The organism is Rhizobium sp. P2_G2, assembly GCF_056403555.1.
Window position 1 is genome coordinate 1 of the sequence record NZ_JBFUFF010000080.1, and the last position, 15,937, is coordinate 15,937.

Consider the following 15,937-nt stretch of genomic DNA (forward strand, 5'->3'; position numbering starts at 1 on the left):
GCTCTAATTGCTTGTGATTACGGCGTTGTTGTAGAAGATGGGAAAGTAACTGCTAGCCCCTCCTCGACGAGCTTCTCCACTATGAGAAGGCGATGCGCAAGATACAATCATTACGATTATCTTGTGGTGGCTGTATCATTGGTGCTTGCGGTGATCATTTTCATTATGAGACAGTTAAAAATTGAAATTTCACACGATAAACTTCCGCGCTCGGTTTCCTTCCCGCCACAATTTCAGGATAAGCCCAAAGCATCCTGCGATTAACTAAGTAAAACAATGGGGATTGATTATTATCGATATAAAACTTATCTTAAGCGGAGATGGGGGGAGGAGATCCAAAATCGATATGAGCAAGCGCGTCAGTGTAATAATTCCGGCCTATAACGCTGCAGCCTTTTTGCAGCGCACGGTGGAGTGCGCTGCAAATCAAACTTACGACAATCTTGAAATTATCATTGTCGATGATGGATCGACGGACGGTACGGCAGCTATTGCACGACGTTGCGCCGAAAAATTCAGCAATGTTAAGTATTACTATAAGGAAAATGGAGGCGTCGCGTCCGCGCGTAATTACGGTATCGAAATCTCCAAAGGATTCTATGTAGCTTTTCTGGATGCCGACGATCTTTGGCATCCGTCGAAAATCGCAAGCCAGGTTTCTGCTTTGGAGCAAGGCGGCGAAAACGTCGTTGCGTGTTTCTCGCTTTATCGCATCATCGACACCGATGATCGGGTCCCGCGCGGCAGCTGGTTCTGGCCAGCGGTCGATTTTTCACTCGCTCCGCACATCGTCATCCACCCGGTCGGCAATGGCAGCAGCATTCTCGTCACCCGCGCAGTCGCGATAGAAGTCGGCGGCTATGAGGAGGAATACGTCCGTCTCAAGGCGGGGGGCTGTGAGGACCTGGATTTCGAGCTCAAGATCGCCGCCAAATACAAAATCAGGTGTGTCCCCCAGCATCACGTCGGATATCGTGTTTACGAAGGCAATATGTCCAGTGATCGAAAGCGGATGGTGCGGGCCTTCAACATGGTCATCGAACGCCATTTGGCGCGCAATCCGCAGCTGCCGGCGTTTTGCAAGAAACTGGCGATGGCCAAGGTCTACGAATTTTCGCTCGACAATCTGGCAAGCCGATTGCAATTCAGGGCTTGCTTAAAATATGCCTACAAACTGCTTCTTACAAATCCATCTGCGCTACGCAAATTCGCGCTAGACCGGTGGCCTCACGCCGTGGCTCGTCGGCTCACCGGCACAATACGCCGGCGCCTTGGCTATGCGCCCGTCCAGCATACAGGGCCATTTTTCTTGTCGCTTGATCCAACGGAATTGAGCCTTGATGCCTGGTGGGAAGCGAAGCGCGCGCTCTACGAAAAACTGTCCGCATTCAATCCTCCGGGCGTGAGCACGACGAAAAAATCATCACAGGCCAGCAGCGCCATCGCAAAGCTGGGGAGAGCAGGATGAAGCATGTCTTGGTCATCGGTGGTGCCGGCTATGTCGGCAGCCATACCTGTCTCGCGCTTGCCAAAGCCGGCTTTCGACCGGTCACCTACGACAATCTCTCCCTTGGCCATCGCGATTTCGTTCGCTGGGGTCCGCTGGTTCATGGCGAGATAGCGGACACTGCTCACATAGTGGAGGCGATCCGCAAGCATAATGTCGTTGGGGTGATGCATTTCGCGGCGCGTGCCTATGTCGGTGAATCCGTCATTCACCCGGCGGAATATTTCGAAGACAATGTCAGCGGAACACTTTCGGTGCTCAACGCAGTGCGGCAGGCGGGTTCCGTGCCGTTGGTCTTTTCGTCCAGCTGCGCCATTTACGGCGAACCACGGATTCTGCCAATCGTCGAGGATTCGGAAAAGCAGCCGATAAACCCCTACGGCAGGACCAAGCTGATTTGCGAACAGATGCTTGGCGATTTCGACCACGCCTATGGACTGCGATCGATTTCCTTGCGCTATTTCAATGCTGCAGGCGCATCACCCGACGGCTGCATCGGCGAAAAGCGCGATCCGGAACCGCACATCATTCCGCGGGCGATCATGCATGTCCAGGGCCTGCTTCCGGATTTCCAGATTTTCGGTTCGGATTTCGATACACCGGATGGCACGGCCATCAGGGACTATACGCATGTGAGCGATCTTGCCGACGCACATGTCTCCGCCCTGGAATTGCTGCTGGACGGTCACCGGACGGATGCATTCAATCTGGGAACAGGAAAAGGAAGCTCCATCCTTGATGTCTTGCGCGTGGTGGAAAAAGTGAGCGGTAAGCGTATGCCGCAGGTGACGGGCGCGCGCAGGCCAGGCGATCCCGCCATATTGGTTGCAGATCCCAGCCGGGCGAAAAAGGTACTGAATTTCAAGCCGAAGCTGTCCAAGTTGAAGACGATCGTCGAAACCGCTTGGCAATGGCATAACACCACGAACTCTCGGCTCAACAAGGAAAAAATGTTGGAGCAAGCCTGATAACCGTTCGGGCCAATGTTTGATTGCCAACGCATCGACGCAATTTTCCCATTCCTATCGTCCATATCGCGCTTGCGTCGATCGAACTGAGGCGGATTGGCCGCCGGTCGAAGCGAGTTTGGTCCTCCGGACAAAGGATGGCCCCGGAAATAGATCTGTTGCGGGTCGAGCGTTTTTGACTGACCGGCAATCTCCTCACGGCAGCATCACCGGCTGGCGAGGCGGCGTGATCGGCGCCTACAGACCGGCGGATATGCCGGGCGCCTGACTTTATCCGGTTCGTTTGTGACTCGGCATCGCATTTCTTACGCCGGCACGCCATTCGGCCACCCTTCCGCCATTTTAGGAAGCCTTCTCTTGCCGAAAGACCGCTTTTGGCATCTAGAGCGTGCGGTCATGATTCGGAGGTTTGGTTGGTGGTTGCTCAGAATTCGAAAGCGCAGGATCTAAGCCGGTATCGCAACCCGGATAATCTGCGCGGCGCTTCTCCGTTCAAAGTGCAGCTTTGGTGGATCGTCCAGGCGCTGCTGATGCACACCTCGCCTCAGTTCATGTATGGTTGGCGTCGTTTCCTGCTCAGGCTGTTTGGTGCACGCATTGGAGAAGGCGTCATCATACGGCCGAGTGTCCGCGTCACTTATCCGTGGCGGCTGGAGATCGGGGACCGGGCATGGATTGGCGATTTCGTCGATGTCTACACACTCGATACAATCAAAATTGGAAGTGATGCCGTCGTGTCGCAATATACGAAGCTCGTGACCGGCACACACGATTTCCACAAGCCCACATTCGACATGGTGACCAAGCCGATTGTGATCGAAGATCAGGCTTGGGTTGCGGCAAATTGCTTTATCGCGCCGGGCGTAACGATCAGGAAGGGTGCAGTCGTCTTGGCCTGCAGCCTGGTGCTCAAAGACGTGCCGGAACTCACCATCGTTGCCGGACAGCCCGCGATCTCCAAGGGAATGCGCAATCAGAACCAGCCGCCGGAAGGCGAATAGCGAGGCCGCACCTCCCGGCGAAGCAGGAATACTGGCTTGAGGGCTTGTGCTTCGGCTTGGAGATTGCCTGGTGCAAACACACAGCCCGCGGCCGGGTCTCGCTTAACCCAGAGGGTGTCAGTCTTAGTGCGTTCTAATAATATTCTTAAGATTATTTTGATATTCAGGTTTCACGAGCACCCGTTTTTGCTATCTTGAGGGCGCGTCAGGAGAGAATCATGTTCGCATCGATCAGGGAATTGCTGATTTTTCTCGATGAAAAGATTTATTCTCAAGGTTTCGCCGGCTCCTATCGCCTCGACCCTGCAATCATCAAGCCGACCGAAATCCAGTTTCTGGCGCAAGCGCAACGGCTGGGTTATATCACCGTAAAACGCGGGACGCGGGAAGATACGCATAACCTGTTCGATGTGGCGCTGACAGCTCAAGGCTTGATCGAAATAGTTTTCATGTCTCGCACGGACCCCTCCGAAGATGATCAGGGTGCCATTCCCAGAGAGATCGAGATTGCTGTCGGCGGCGACATCGGCAACAATGTGTTGGCGCTCGCAATTCCCGCTTAGAGCATCTTCTTCGCTCACATTCGCCACACGCTCAGCCCAACAGGGTCTTATAAAGTGGCCGGGGAACAGAGGGTGGACGAAACTCTTAAGCAGTCGTGCGCAGCCTTTTGTTCGCGTAACGTCTTCCAAATTGATAAAAGCAAATCGTCTGCTACTCACAAAAAGGCGATAGCGATCTTATGCCGCATCTGCTAGCTTGAACTTTCACATTTTCTGCGCGTTGTGGCGGCAGGAGGATTGTGTGATGGCAAACAACACCGACGCGAATAACGGCAATGTCGGCGATGGCAAAGATCGCGCCACGGTGGACAGCAATAATGCTTACGACCACGGCATCTCCATCGGATCGATTGTCGTGATCGCGGCCATGATTTGCTGCATCACCGCTGTCGAAGTTCTCGAGCGGCTCTTCCTCAAACGGCGCTTGGCTGCCTTGTCCCGGCAAGTGCATCAAACTCCCGTCCTGAGGGATTGAACCCGTCACAGCTCAAAGCCGACGCAGACGGCACAGACGCCCGATAATGCGAGACAGCGGAACGGAAAGCGTGGACCGGAGCCGATGGCGCAGGTTCAATCGAGCGCCTCGGCGCGCTCGTCCTGGCGCGTGACCTCGAGCATCGCGGTCCCACCGTGCGCGACCCGCCTGACAGAAATTTCGCCACGCTTGATAAGATGAACAAGCTGTTTTGCCTGGGCATCGTCGACCAACACGTCGATCAACCAGACGCGACCGCTCGGCCCGAGTTGATCGGCGCGACGGAACCATTCGGCGACATTTGCAGGCATACTCATCCCCCTCACATAGAGATCCACCCGCCCGTTACAACCCCAATATTTTCACCGGCCGGAAACGCAGAACGAAAAAATGCAGCCTCTACCCCGCGCCAGACGAGCAAACGACGTCTGAAAACTGAGGGAACCAACATGTTCCGACCTTGGTTTCCGGCATTTTTGGAGGGCATCTGATCCGACGCGGTTTGTGAAATTGCCATCACGCATTGTCTTTGGCATTGACAAAGGTCTCTCGGAGCGAGATTTTCGCAGCCAGCCCTATCCAATAAGGGCTAGGACGTCATCGAACGCAGAAAGGAGCAAGCGTGCGACGAACAATGTGCTCCCTTGTCTTGTCTTGTCTGATCGCATCTTCGGCCTCTGCCGAGGAAATTCGCATCCGCAATGCGAGCGACAAACCAATCTATCGGCTGTTCGCCTGGGCAAGCGATCTCACGCCCAGCACGGAGAACCTGATCGTTTTTCCTATCGGTGCCAACGACATCGAAACGGTGAGGATCGACAACGATTGGTCAGACTGCCAATTCACCTTCATGATGGACTGGAACAATCCACAGGACTTACGCAGGAAATTTTATATCAAGAAGGACATGACCGTTTACGCGACCAATATATGCCAACGCGACGGCAGTCCGATCGAAATCAAATACATGCCATAGCGACAGCGTTTTTTGACGCGTCATCCACGGACGCACATCAGGTCAGAAAGTGAAAAGGCTGCTATCGCGGCGGCCGCGCAAACGATGCTTGAAAGAGTTCCTCCGAGCGCTGGAGGCCTTCATCGGTCAAGACCAATGATTTCGTCTTGTTCGCCGGATCGCCTATCAGGCCCTTCTTGAACAATCGATCCAGCGTGTCCCAATCAAAACCTTTCCACACGCGACGCCCGTCATGCAGTGTCAGCCATAGTAGCGCCAGGACGGCCTCGTCGATCTTGTCCTCGTCGATCTCCATGCCGCGATGATAACATACCCGCCATCCGATATCCTACGGCATTCGGAGTGTTTAAGTCGCAACTCCCCAAGGAAAAAATCCCGGCGCGTTGCGATCGATATCCGTCTTATTGGCCGGCGTCGGCCTGGCCACCGTTCGCTTTTCAAGCCGAGGCAAGATATTGCGAAGGCGACCAGCTATCGAGGCCTGACATTTGCGCCCGCAACCGCGGCTTTCCCAAGAGCCGGCCTCGGCTTGAACATTGCCATCTGCGATGGAAGTTGTACTTTTTGATCTCGGGCTGATCACCGTGAGGGATGATTTGCCTATTGCAAGTCGATCCGGAAAAAGTACACGAGTATCCGTAAGGTTTGATTAACCATCTGAAAATCCCGGTGAAAATTGCTCCCGATGCCTCAACGACAGCGGGCGGAATCAGCCAATTTGGATATTTTTAAGCCGAGACACATTGTGCAACGCAACATTTTTTGCTTGAAATGCGTCATGAACGGTTTTAACCAATGTCAAAAATTGGAAGGATGATGATGCAGATCGAACGCCTTGCCATCGACGATGTGTGCAAGATCACTCCCGCCCGGTTCGGCGACGCAAGAGGTTATTTCTCCGAGGTTTTCAAGGACGGTTGGTTCCGCGAGAATGTCGCGGATGTGCAATTCGTGCAAGACAATCAATCTTTGTCGGCGCAGCCTGGTACCGTGCGCGGGCTGCACTTTCAGCTTGAGCCGTTTGCGCAGGGCAAGCTCGTACGTTGCATTGCGGGAGCGATTTTCGATGTCGCCGTCGATATCCGGCAAGGCTCGCCCACCTATGGCAAATGGGTCGGCGCGACGCTTTCGGCCGACAATGGCGAACAATTGTGGATTCCAGCCGGCTTCGCCCATGGTTTTGCAACACTCGAACCGGACACGATCATCCATTACAAGGTGACCGCCCCCTATAGCGCCAAGGATGACCGCGGCCTTTTTTGGGAAGATCCCGACATCGGCATTGCATGGCCCATCGATCTGGATAACGTCGTGCTCTCCGGCAAGGACGCGGTGCAGCCCAAGCTCGCGGACCTGCCGCCATCCTTCACCTACCGCCCCTCTTCCAAGGAGTCGTGACATGCGTATACTTGTAACTGGTGGGGCAGGTTTTATCGGCTCTGCGCTCGTGCGGCATCTGGTGCGCGATATCGGCGCCGAAGTGCTCAACGTCGACAAGCTGACCTATGCCGGCAATCTCGCCTCGCTGACATCGATCCAGAACGCACCGAATTACCGCTTCCTGAAGGCGGACATCTGCGATCAGGCCAAGATGGCCAGCGCCATCGAGAGCTTCCGCCCGGATCGAATCATGCATCTGGCGGCGGAAAGCCATGTCGACCGCTCGATCAGCGGCGCGGGCGCCTTCGTCGAGACCAATGTGATGGGCACTTTCAGCTTGCTGGAGGCCGCCCGGCATTATTGGAATGGGTTGCCGGAAGCGGAAAAAGAAGCCTTTCGGTTCCTGCATGTCTCGACGGACGAAGTCTATGGCTCGCTTGGCGAAGACGGCCTCTTCCACGAACTCACGCCTTATGATCCGTCCTCGCCCTACTCCGCTTCGAAGGCGGCCAGCGACCATCTGGCGATCGCCTGGCAGCGGACTTATGGCCTGCCGGTCGTCGTGTCGAACTGCTCCAACAATTACGGGCCGTTCCACTTTCCGGAAAAGCTGATCCCGCTGACCATCCTCAATGCGCTGGCCGGCCAGCCCCTCCCCGTCTACGGCGCGGGCGCCAATATCCGCGACTGGCTCTATGTCGAAGATCATGCCCGGGCGCTGCATCTGATCGCGAGCCGCGGTCGCCTCGGCGAGAAATATAATGTCGGGGGCCGTAACGAGCGGCGAAACATCGACGTCGTCGAATGCATCTGCGACCTGCTCGATGAACTTGCACCCAAGGACGCCAAGCATCGCGGCCTGATCAATTTCGTCACGGACCGGCCCGGTCACGATGCGCGCTATGCGATCGACGCGAGCAAACTGGAGGCCGAGCTCGGCTGGAAGGCGCGAGAAACCTTCGACACCGGCATTCGCAATACGGTACAATGGTACCTGGAAAACGAATGGTGGTGGCGGCCACTCAGGGACGGCGTCTATAGTGGCGAGCGTCTCGGCCTGATCAAACGGGGTTAATGTTGCGCATGCGGATCGTCGTAACAGGCAAAACGGGCCAAGTGGTCAGCGCACTCGTCGAAAGGGCAACGGCATTGGCCGACGTCGATGTGATCGCCGTCGGCCGTCCGGAGCTTGATCTCGCCAATGCCGAATCGGTGGCGAAGGCGCTGGACAGCGCCAAGGCCGACGTCATCGTCTCGGCGGCAGCCTATACCGCCGTCGACAAGGCCGAGAGCGAACCCGAGCTTGCCTTCGCCGTCAATGCCGATGGCGCAGGCGCAGTGGCGGAGGCTGCGGCCCGGCTTGGCATTCCCATCATTCACCTATCAACCGACTACGTGTTCGCCGGCGACAAGCACGCCCCCTATATCGAAACCGACCCGACCGGGCCAACCTCGGCTTACGGACGCTCGAAGCTCGAAGGCGAACGGCGCGTGCTCGGCGCGACCGGCAATCACGCCATCCTGCGCACCGCCTGGGTCTATTCGCCGTTCGGCGCCAATTTCGTCAAGACGATGCTTCGGCTCGCTGAAACGCGCGACACGTTGCGCGTGGTGGCCGACCAGCAAGGCCAGCCGACCAGCGCCCTCGACATCGCCGATGCGGTGATCGCGGTGGCGCGGCGGATGACGGCCGACGCCGATCCGTCGCTGCGCGGCATATTCCATCTCGCAGGCAGCGGCAGCGGCACATGGGCCGATTTTGCCGAGGCGATCTTCGCTGGCCTCGAGGCCCGGACGGGCAAGACCGTCACCGTCGAGAGGATCACCACGGCCGATTATCCGACGCCGGCGCGCCGCCCGGCCAATTCGAGGCTTTCGACCGCCCGCCTGGGGCATGCCTATGGCATTACCCTTCCGGACTGGCGGCAATCGACCGAGGCCGTGCTTGACCGGCTTGTCGCCAAAAGTAAAGGGAATCCATAATGAAGGGAATTATCCTCGCCGGCGGCTCTGGAACGCGCCTTTATCCCATCACCAAGGCGGTCTCCAAGCAGCTGATGCCTGTCTACGACAAGCCGATGATCTACTATCCGCTGACGACGCTGATGCTCGCCGGCATTCGCGACATCCTGATCATCACCACGCCCCACGACCGGGCTGCTTTCGAAGACCTGCTCGGCGATGGCAATCGGTGGGGTATTTCGATCAGCTATGCGGTCCAGCCAAGCCCRGACGGCTTGGCCCAGGCCTTCATCATCGGCGCCGATTTCGTCGCAGGCGGCCCTTCGGCACTGATCCTCGGCGACAACATCTATTACGGCCACGGTCTGCCGCAACTGCTTCGCCTCGGTTCGGCCAAAAAGCAGGGCGCGCGCGTCTTCGGTTATCACGTCACCGATCCGGAGCGCTACGGCGTGGTCGAATTCGATTCCGCCATGCGCGCGATTTCGATCGAGGAAAAGCCGGCCAAGCCGAAATCTAACTGGGCCGTCACCGGGCTTTATTTCTACGATGAGCAGGTCGTCGACATCGCTGCCAATCTCAAGCCCTCGGCGCGCGGCGAGCTCGAGATCACCGATGTCAACCGTATCTATCTGGAGCGCGGCCAACTTTCGGTCGAACTCATGGGCCGCGGCTATGCCTGGCTCGACACCGGCACCCCCGACAGCCTGATCGACGCGTCGAATTTCGTCTCGAGCCTCGAAAAACGCCAGGGCTTCAAGATCGCCTGCCCGGAGGAGATCGCCTATCGTCTCGGCTATATCAGCGAAGACCAATTGCAGAAGCTGGCCGCAGAACTCGGCAAGAGCACCTATGGTCAATATCTCAAGCAGATTGGGACAGACCGATACGGCCTAGGCGTCTGATCGACCCGACGGCCACAGGACGAGACCGGACAGGAAGAAGGAATAGTGATGCGAATTCTGGTTATATCTGCCATGTTCCCTCCCAATGTGCTGGGCGGTGCAGAGATATCGGCATTCAATCTTTCGAGCTGGCTCCTGAAGCAAGGCCATGAGATCGGCGTGCTGATGGCCGCGAAAACGCCCGAGGAAGTCAAGGACGGCGAAATGGTCGACGGCATGCGGGTGTGGAGCATCTATATGCCGCGCCCCTATCCGATCTTCAAGCAAGGCCGCGTCGAACAGAAATATCTGAAGCCGCTCTGGCATCTGCAGGATCATCTCGATCCGCGCAACCCGACGATCGTCGGGCGGGTGCTCGATGCTTTCAAGCCGGACTTCTGCAACATCCACTATCTGACCGGCATAGGCCACAACGTGCTGCAGGAACTCGGCAAGCGCAACATTCCGGCGCTCTATGTCATGCCGGACATGGCGCTGTCCTGCTTCCGCATGAACCGCTTTGCCAACAACAAGAATTGTGAAGGGCAGTSCTTCCCCTGCAAGCTTTCAGTGGCAGTCAAGCGCCGGGGCATCCGCTCGATGCCACGCATCGGCTTCAGTTCCCCGTCGCTCGCCAACCTGGAAGAAAACGCAAAGTACCAGCCGCTCAAGGACTACCCGCACGCTCACATTCTCAACGCCAATAAATATCCGGCGCCGACGGTGAAGCGGGAGCCGGCCGACGGCGTTCGTTTCGTCTATGCCGGTCGCCTGCATGAGTCGAAAGGCATCGACGTGCTGCTCGACGCCGCCGAGCCGCTTCGGGCGAAATATAATTTCACCTTCGATATTGTCGGCGGCGGCGGCTATGAGCCGGCACTGCGCGAACGCTACGGACGCCACGACTGGGTGAAATTCACCGGACACCTGCCGCTGCAGGACGCGATCAACCACATAGCAGCGGCAGACATGCTTTGCATTCCTTCGATCTGGTTCGAGAATTCGCCGGGCGTAGTGATTCAGGCGCTCGGCCTCAGCGTGCCGGTGCTGGGCAGCGATTCCGGAGGCATCCCCGAACTGGTCAAGCACGACGACAATGGCTTCATCATCCCGGCAGGCGACACGGAGGCCTGGCGGGGCGCGCTGGAACGAATCCTGTCCGAACCCGGCCTGCTGGCCCGGTTCCAGGACAACGCCGCCCGCCGTGCCGGCGAATTCGATCAGGATTATCTGGGCCAGCGCTATCTGCAGTTCATCGAGGAAATCAAGAATTTCAAGGGAGTGAAGACGGCCTGAGCAGAGTGCACGAGGCGGCGCGATAGCCACACGAACGAGAGACGAGATGCAATTTCCAATGGTGAAAATCACGAGGCGAATGTCATGCCTGCTTGCCAGCTTCGCGCTGCTGCTTGCCATGCCTTCCGCGAGTCCCGGTCAGACGAAGACCGTGATTTTCTCCCCCGATATACACCCGGCCAAGCGTGAAACGCTGCTTCTGATCGGCGCCAACACGCATTTTGGTACCGTCCACGAGTATGGCTATACTTCGGCCAAGGTCGGGTTGGAGCAGTTGCATGCGATCGGGGCCAATTCGTTCCGCGACTATCTACCCTGGCAGTCCTTCGACTTCACGGCAAAGAACGGGCCGGTGCTGACGAAATCGCAACGGCTGATGAACTTTCTGCCGCAGGCTGCGGGTCTCAGGCCGCTGATCAATGTGGGTTTGACAAACAGCTTCGTGCCGGGTGGCGTGCCGCCGATTTCCGACGATGCCTTGCGCTCCTTCCAAAGCTATCTCGACAAGGCCACTGAGGCGATGGCCCCCTACAAGCCCATCTACGAAATCTGGAACGAGTGGAATATCGGCATCGGCACCGGTGTGGACATGCCGCGCCTGACCGGGGAAGGACCAGCGTCCGATCCACGCGCGGCCGTCCATTATGTGCGCGTCGCCAAGGCCGCGGTGCGGGAAATCCGCCGCCAGTCTCCCGAAGCGACGATCCTGGTCGGCGCGGTCGGCGATGATGTCGATTGGGCCTGGGCGCGGGCAATCGTCCGCGAGGGCGCCCTTGACGGCGCGGATGGATTGTCAATTCATCTTTACAATCATTGCCTGAAGGCTTCGAAGCGCACGGCCAGCGAGTTGGTCGAGCGCGCCAAGCTGCTGCAGTCTGCGCTGAAAGATATCCGCGGCGGCCGAACGACTCCGATCTACGTGACCGAGTTTGGTTGGCCGACGCACAAAGGCAAATGCGCTGTCGACCCCAACGATGCGGCGGTAAATTTCTCACAATTTATCCTGCAGGCCTCCTCCCTGCCTTGGATCAAAGGCATCTGGCAGCATGAACTCAAGAACATCGGCCCGGATCCCACGGACCCGGAAAACAATTTTGGCCTGTTCACCTATGACAACAAGCCCAAGCCGGGGGAATGCTTCGTGCGCGAGGCGGCCGCCATTGTGCGAAACGCGGATTTCGTCCAGGTCGAGCGCCCGTTTCCATCGGTCTTCCTCATGAGGGCAACGCGTGAGGGGCGGCAAACGATCGCATTGTGGACCTCTTCGAACAAAGCAACTCGATTCTCTCTGAGCGGCGCGACCGGTGGGAAGACGATGTGTGATCAAGTGCTCAGCCCGGGCACTGCTCCCGGAGAGCTGGGGCGTGTTCCGGTCATCTACACGGCCGACAGTTCGGCAACGGTCAGGATCAAGGTGGTACAACAACGATGAATTACGCCGTGCGATCCTCCTTTGAAACGGCTTCGGCAAATGCCGAAGTCCCAGCTGTCGACCTGACGGTTCCGCTGTTTTCCGTACGCCACCACAAGATCGGCGGGACGGAATCGTCAATATACAATCTGGTGCATGGTCTGGCGAAAACGCCTGCCAAGCTGACCCTGGCCTATGCGGATGCCGACCGCTTCTCCCCAGAATTCCAGAGCTGGATGGCATCGGCGCAGCATGTCCGGCAGCTCAGAATGCCGCCGCTGCCTGGACCGAAGAACAGCCGCTTCTTTGAAGAGACGATGTATGAATGGCGCGCCCACAAGCAGGGTTGGGCGCTTTATCCGAACTATTTCCTGCCGCCACGCTTGAGGAAAACGCGTTGCGCCGTGCTCCTGCATGACGTCCAATACAAGGTATTGCCGCATTTCCACACCCAGAAACGGCGTGCCTGGCTGGACTTCTATCTGCCGCGCATGTTCCGGAGCGCCGATGTCGTTTTCCTGATCTCGACATCCGAGAAGAATTTCGTCGAGCAGTATTTTGGCAAGGAAGCGGCGGCGAAATGCAAGGTTATTTACAACGCGATCGAGTGGGGCAGATTTGAGGATGGGACTCCGGCCGGCGATGCGGTGACGGAACTGGTAAAAAAGCCGTATATTCTCACCGTCAGCCACCCCTTCCCGCAGAAGAACCTGTCGACGCTGATCAAGGCCTTCGACCGGATTGCCGAGAGCGAGCCGGACCTGCATCTCTATCTTGCTGGCAAGGAATCCGATGAGAAGCACCGGATGATCGCCGAAAACGCCAGTGCCCGATCGGCATCCCGTATCAAGCTGACCGGGATCGTCTCCGACGCTGAGCTGGGCGCGCTTTACCGCAACGCGCGGGTATTCGCGCTCCCGTCCATCTACGAGGGCTTCGGCATGCCTGCGGCGGAAGCGATGGGGCTCGGTGTGCCGACCGTTGTCAGCGCCGTTACGTCTTTGCCGGAAGTGACCTTGGGCGAGGCTGTCTATGTCGACCAGCCGCTTGACGCCGATATATGGGCCGAGCAGCTGCGCGAGGTCATACGTTCCGGGGCGCGGCTTGCCCCGGAGACCGCCAACAACATTCGCCACGCCTTCGACCCGAAGCAGGTGGCTGGAGCATTGCTCAGGGGACTGGACCGATGACACCGCACAACAGCAACGGCGACGAATTTACTTTAGATTCAAAAAACTATTCCTTTCGTAGTGTTGAGTTGATCAGACAGCTCAAAAGACGTTATAAGTTTGGTAAGCCAAGGAAACTGAGGCGAAGCATGGGTGACACTTCAAATTTGAATGTGATTGTGGTCAACTATCGAACCTCTGACCTCACGATACGTTGCGTCAATTCAATCGTCGCCGCGGGTGTCGCCCGGCCCGACCAAATCCTGGTTGTAGACAATTACTCTCAGGACGGCTCGCTCGAGCGGATCCAAAAAGGGGTTCCGCCGGAGGTCGTCTTTGTCGCGGCCTCCCACAATGGCGGTTTCGGCGCCGGTGTGAACGTCGGCTTCCGCAACGCCACGGGCCGCTACCTCCTCGTCCTTAATCCCGACACCTATTTCGAATTCGACAGCGTTTCGACCGTACTGAACCACATGGAGGCCAATGAGGATGTGGGGATTGTCGGCCTCGATCTGATAAACCCTGATGGTAGCAGGCAGTATTCCGCACGGCGCTTCTATTCGCTCATGGATGTGTTCGCACGCCGGGTGAAGCAGGCCGGGCAAATGATGCAGCGCCGAATCGACCGCCACCTGATGCGTGACGCCTGGATCGGCGAACATCCCTTCGATGCCGACTGGGTCATGGGAACCGGCTTCGTCATACGCCGCGACCTCTATGAAAAACTCGACGGCATGGACGAAAGCTATTTCCTCTACATGGAAGATGTCGATCTTTGCGCTCGCGTCTGGCGTGCAGGCAAGCGCGTGATCTGCTATCCTGGGGCACAGCTCGTTCACGACCACCAGCGTTCCAGCTCAGCAGGTCCGTTGACGTTCGCCGGCCGAACACACATAAGAAGCCTCCTGCTGTTTAGAAAGCGCTATACTCTGCCGCTCATGAAATCGCCAGGAATCCAAAAGATTGTGAATTGCAGGTCGTGATGGGCAAAGCAGAGAGGAGACATCTGTGATGGATGCTTTTTCGTATACGAACCGAAGCCGACATGCCCACGAAAAAGCAACACGCACATGTTATGCAACGTTAAAATATTTTTCTTGGCCGCATATAGAACTGGTGATAGGGGAACCGGCGTAAAGCCCAAGCGGAAAACTATAAATTGTCAAGTCGGAGGTCCGTAAGCGGTTGGTCCATGTGAAGATACTTCACGTATGCGAAAGTGTGGTGGGCGGGACTGGATCGTATCTTTCCGAACTCATTCCGCATCAGGTCGAGAAATACGGCCGTGAAAATGTCACACTTCTTGTACCGAAAAATCAGCTCGGTTTCGTCGAAAAGAATATTTTCGCCGCAGGACCTCGCATTGTCACCTTCTCTCGCCCATCGCGGATTGCCGGTTCGTTTTTCCTGGCGCAGCGATATCTGCGCGAGCTAGCCAGTTACAAACCCGATATCGTGCATGCGCATTCCTCCATCGCCGGCGCATTGGTGCGGATACTGCGCAACCCTAACCGATCCAGCATCGTTTTTTGCCCGCATGGCTGGTCGGTCGACATGACCCACACGCCCTATATCCGGTCGATGGCGGCAAGGATCGAGCGTTGGCTCGCCCGGTTTCCGGATCGGATCGTCGTAATCTCCAATCATGACTATGCGCGCGCGATCGAGCTCGGGCTTCCGCCGACAAAGCTCCGGCTCATCCCGAATGGCATCGACAGAAACGTGCCCAGCGTAAAGCCCGCAGTCTGGGAAGACGACCGAATCCGTGTCCTGTTCGCCGGCCGCTTCGACCATCAGAAGGGTGTCGACGTCCTCCTCAAAGCGGTAACGGGCATCGAGGACAAAGTCTCCGTAAGGCTGGTCGGCGATTTCGCCCTGGGTGAACTTGCCATGCCCAACCCGCTTCCCAGTTGCGTGGAGAGGCTCGGCTGGCTGGATCGCGACGGCGTCGCGGCACAGATGCGGAGCTGTGACATTCTCGTCGTGCCGTCGCGGTGGGAAGGTTTCGGGCTCGTCGCGGTCGAGGCAATGCGGCTCTCCATACCCGTTCTCGCGTCGTCGGTCGGAGGTCTCAAGGAAATTCTCGCGGATGGACAGTACGGCTATGTCGTGCCAGCCGATGACCCTGCTGCATTGCAAAATAAGTTGAAAGAGCTTAATAGGGAAGAGCTACGCAAGGTCGGCGTCGAAGGTTATCATCGATTCATATCAACCTTCACCTCGGATCGCATGGTGCAGCAGATTGATGATATCTACACGGAAATCATGATGGGTCCTGCATTCGTGCCAGACATGGACCGCGTCAAGGAAGCGTGAGCAGCTCCATGCGCCTTGGAGAGGCTTTC

The 15,937-nt window shown here is 57.2% G+C and carries 18 protein-coding genes; 16 read left to right on the forward strand and 2 right to left on the reverse strand.

Annotated elements, in window-relative coordinates; translation table 11 throughout:
- From AC1D06_RS32465 to AC1D06_RS32490, 6 genes are all read left to right on the forward strand, one after another.
- A partial coding sequence (locus AC1D06_RS32465) for a hypothetical protein (protein WP_477990004.1) occupies positions 1–264 on the forward strand: 264 nt, incomplete at its 5' end.
- An 82-nt stretch (positions 265–346) separates the two neighbouring features.
- Entirely contained in the window at positions 347–1,468 is a 1,122-nt protein-coding gene (locus tag AC1D06_RS32470) for a glycosyltransferase family 2 protein (RefSeq protein WP_477990005.1), read from the forward strand.
- A complete protein-coding gene (gene galE, locus AC1D06_RS32475; RefSeq protein WP_477990006.1) occupies positions 1,465–2,475 on the forward strand; it encodes a UDP-glucose 4-epimerase GalE in 1,011 nt (336 codons plus the stop codon). Before AC1D06_RS32470 ends, galE begins: the two co-directional genes overlap by 4 nt.
- 416 nt (positions 2,476–2,891) lie before the next feature.
- Entirely contained in the window at positions 2,892–3,476 is a 585-nt protein-coding gene (locus AC1D06_RS32480) for a WcaF family extracellular polysaccharide biosynthesis acetyltransferase (protein ID WP_477990007.1), read from the forward strand.
- Between the two features lie 218 nt (positions 3,477–3,694).
- The gene (locus tag AC1D06_RS32485) at positions 3,695–4,039 is read left to right on the forward strand and encodes a hypothetical protein (RefSeq protein ID WP_477873979.1); all 345 of its coding nucleotides are present in this window, start codon (positions 3,695–3,697) and stop codon (positions 4,037–4,039) included.
- A 244-nt stretch (positions 4,040–4,283) separates the two neighbouring features.
- Positions 4,284–4,514: a hypothetical protein gene (locus tag AC1D06_RS32490; protein WP_477990008.1), complete on the forward strand. Its 231-nt coding sequence runs from the start codon at positions 4,284–4,286 to the stop codon at positions 4,512–4,514.
- Positions 4,515–4,609: 95 nt separating this feature from the next.
- Here the strand turns inward: AC1D06_RS32490 and AC1D06_RS32495 are convergent, their stop codons facing one another.
- Complete coding sequence (locus AC1D06_RS32495) at positions 4,610–4,825, reverse strand: hypothetical protein (protein ID WP_477990009.1); 216 nt, start codon at positions 4,823–4,825, stop codon at positions 4,610–4,612.
- 311 nt (positions 4,826–5,136) lie between these two features.
- Between AC1D06_RS32495 and AC1D06_RS32500 the strand changes: the two genes are divergently transcribed.
- Positions 5,137–5,490 carry a hypothetical protein gene (locus AC1D06_RS32500; protein ID WP_477990010.1) on the forward strand — a complete coding sequence of 118 codons (354 nt, stop codon included), beginning with the start codon at positions 5,137–5,139 and terminating at the stop codon, positions 5,488–5,490.
- A 61-nt stretch (positions 5,491–5,551) separates the two neighbouring features.
- On the opposite strand, the gene AC1D06_RS32505 is transcribed toward AC1D06_RS32500, so the two are convergent.
- Positions 5,552–5,785, reverse strand: coding sequence for a DUF6429 family protein (locus tag AC1D06_RS32505; RefSeq protein ID WP_477873971.1), 234 nt, complete (start codon positions 5,783–5,785; stop codon positions 5,552–5,554).
- A gap of 524 nt (positions 5,786–6,309) precedes the next feature.
- Between AC1D06_RS32505 and rfbC the strand changes: the two genes are divergently transcribed.
- From rfbC to AC1D06_RS32550, 9 genes are all read left to right on the forward strand, one after another.
- A complete protein-coding gene (gene rfbC / locus AC1D06_RS32510; protein WP_477873969.1) occupies positions 6,310–6,888 on the forward strand; it encodes a dTDP-4-dehydrorhamnose 3,5-epimerase in 579 nt (192 codons plus the stop codon).
- Position 6,889: 1 nt separating this feature from the next.
- Positions 6,890–7,945 carry a dTDP-glucose 4,6-dehydratase gene (rfbB, locus tag AC1D06_RS32515; protein ID WP_477990011.1) on the forward strand — a complete coding sequence of 352 codons (1,056 nt, stop codon included), beginning with the start codon at positions 6,890–6,892 and terminating at the stop codon, positions 7,943–7,945.
- Between the two features lie 8 nt (positions 7,946–7,953).
- On the forward strand, positions 7,954–8,853 hold the full coding sequence (rfbD, locus tag AC1D06_RS32520; RefSeq protein ID WP_477990012.1) for a dTDP-4-dehydrorhamnose reductase: 900 nt from the start codon (positions 7,954–7,956) through the stop codon (positions 8,851–8,853).
- The gene (gene rfbA / locus AC1D06_RS32525) at positions 8,853–9,737 is read left to right on the forward strand and encodes a glucose-1-phosphate thymidylyltransferase RfbA (protein WP_477990013.1); all 885 of its coding nucleotides are present in this window, start codon (positions 8,853–8,855) and stop codon (positions 9,735–9,737) included. Before rfbD ends, rfbA begins: the two co-directional genes overlap by 1 nt.
- Positions 9,738–9,785: 48 nt before the next feature.
- Positions 9,786–11,012, forward strand: a complete 1,227-nt coding sequence (locus tag AC1D06_RS32530) for a glycosyltransferase (protein WP_477990014.1) — start codon at positions 9,786–9,788, stop codon at positions 11,010–11,012.
- A gap of 58 nt (positions 11,013–11,070) precedes the next feature.
- Positions 11,071–12,444, forward strand: a complete 1,374-nt coding sequence (locus AC1D06_RS32535) for a glycoside hydrolase 5 family protein (RefSeq protein WP_477990015.1) — start codon at positions 11,071–11,073, stop codon at positions 12,442–12,444.
- The gene (locus AC1D06_RS32540) at positions 12,441–13,613 is read left to right on the forward strand and encodes a glycosyltransferase family 4 protein (RefSeq protein ID WP_477990016.1); all 1,173 of its coding nucleotides are present in this window, start codon (positions 12,441–12,443) and stop codon (positions 13,611–13,613) included. The genes AC1D06_RS32535 and AC1D06_RS32540 overlap by 4 nt, the downstream gene beginning before the upstream one ends.
- Entirely contained in the window at positions 13,610–14,575 is a 966-nt protein-coding gene (locus tag AC1D06_RS32545; RefSeq protein ID WP_477873957.1) for a glycosyltransferase family 2 protein, read from the forward strand. Before AC1D06_RS32540 ends, AC1D06_RS32545 begins: the two co-directional genes overlap by 4 nt.
- Positions 14,576–14,816: 241 nt before the next feature.
- Positions 14,817–15,908 carry a glycosyltransferase gene (locus tag AC1D06_RS32550; RefSeq protein WP_477873955.1) on the forward strand — a complete coding sequence of 364 codons (1,092 nt, stop codon included), beginning with the start codon at positions 14,817–14,819 and terminating at the stop codon, positions 15,906–15,908.
- Positions 15,909–15,937 lie beyond the last annotated feature (29 nt).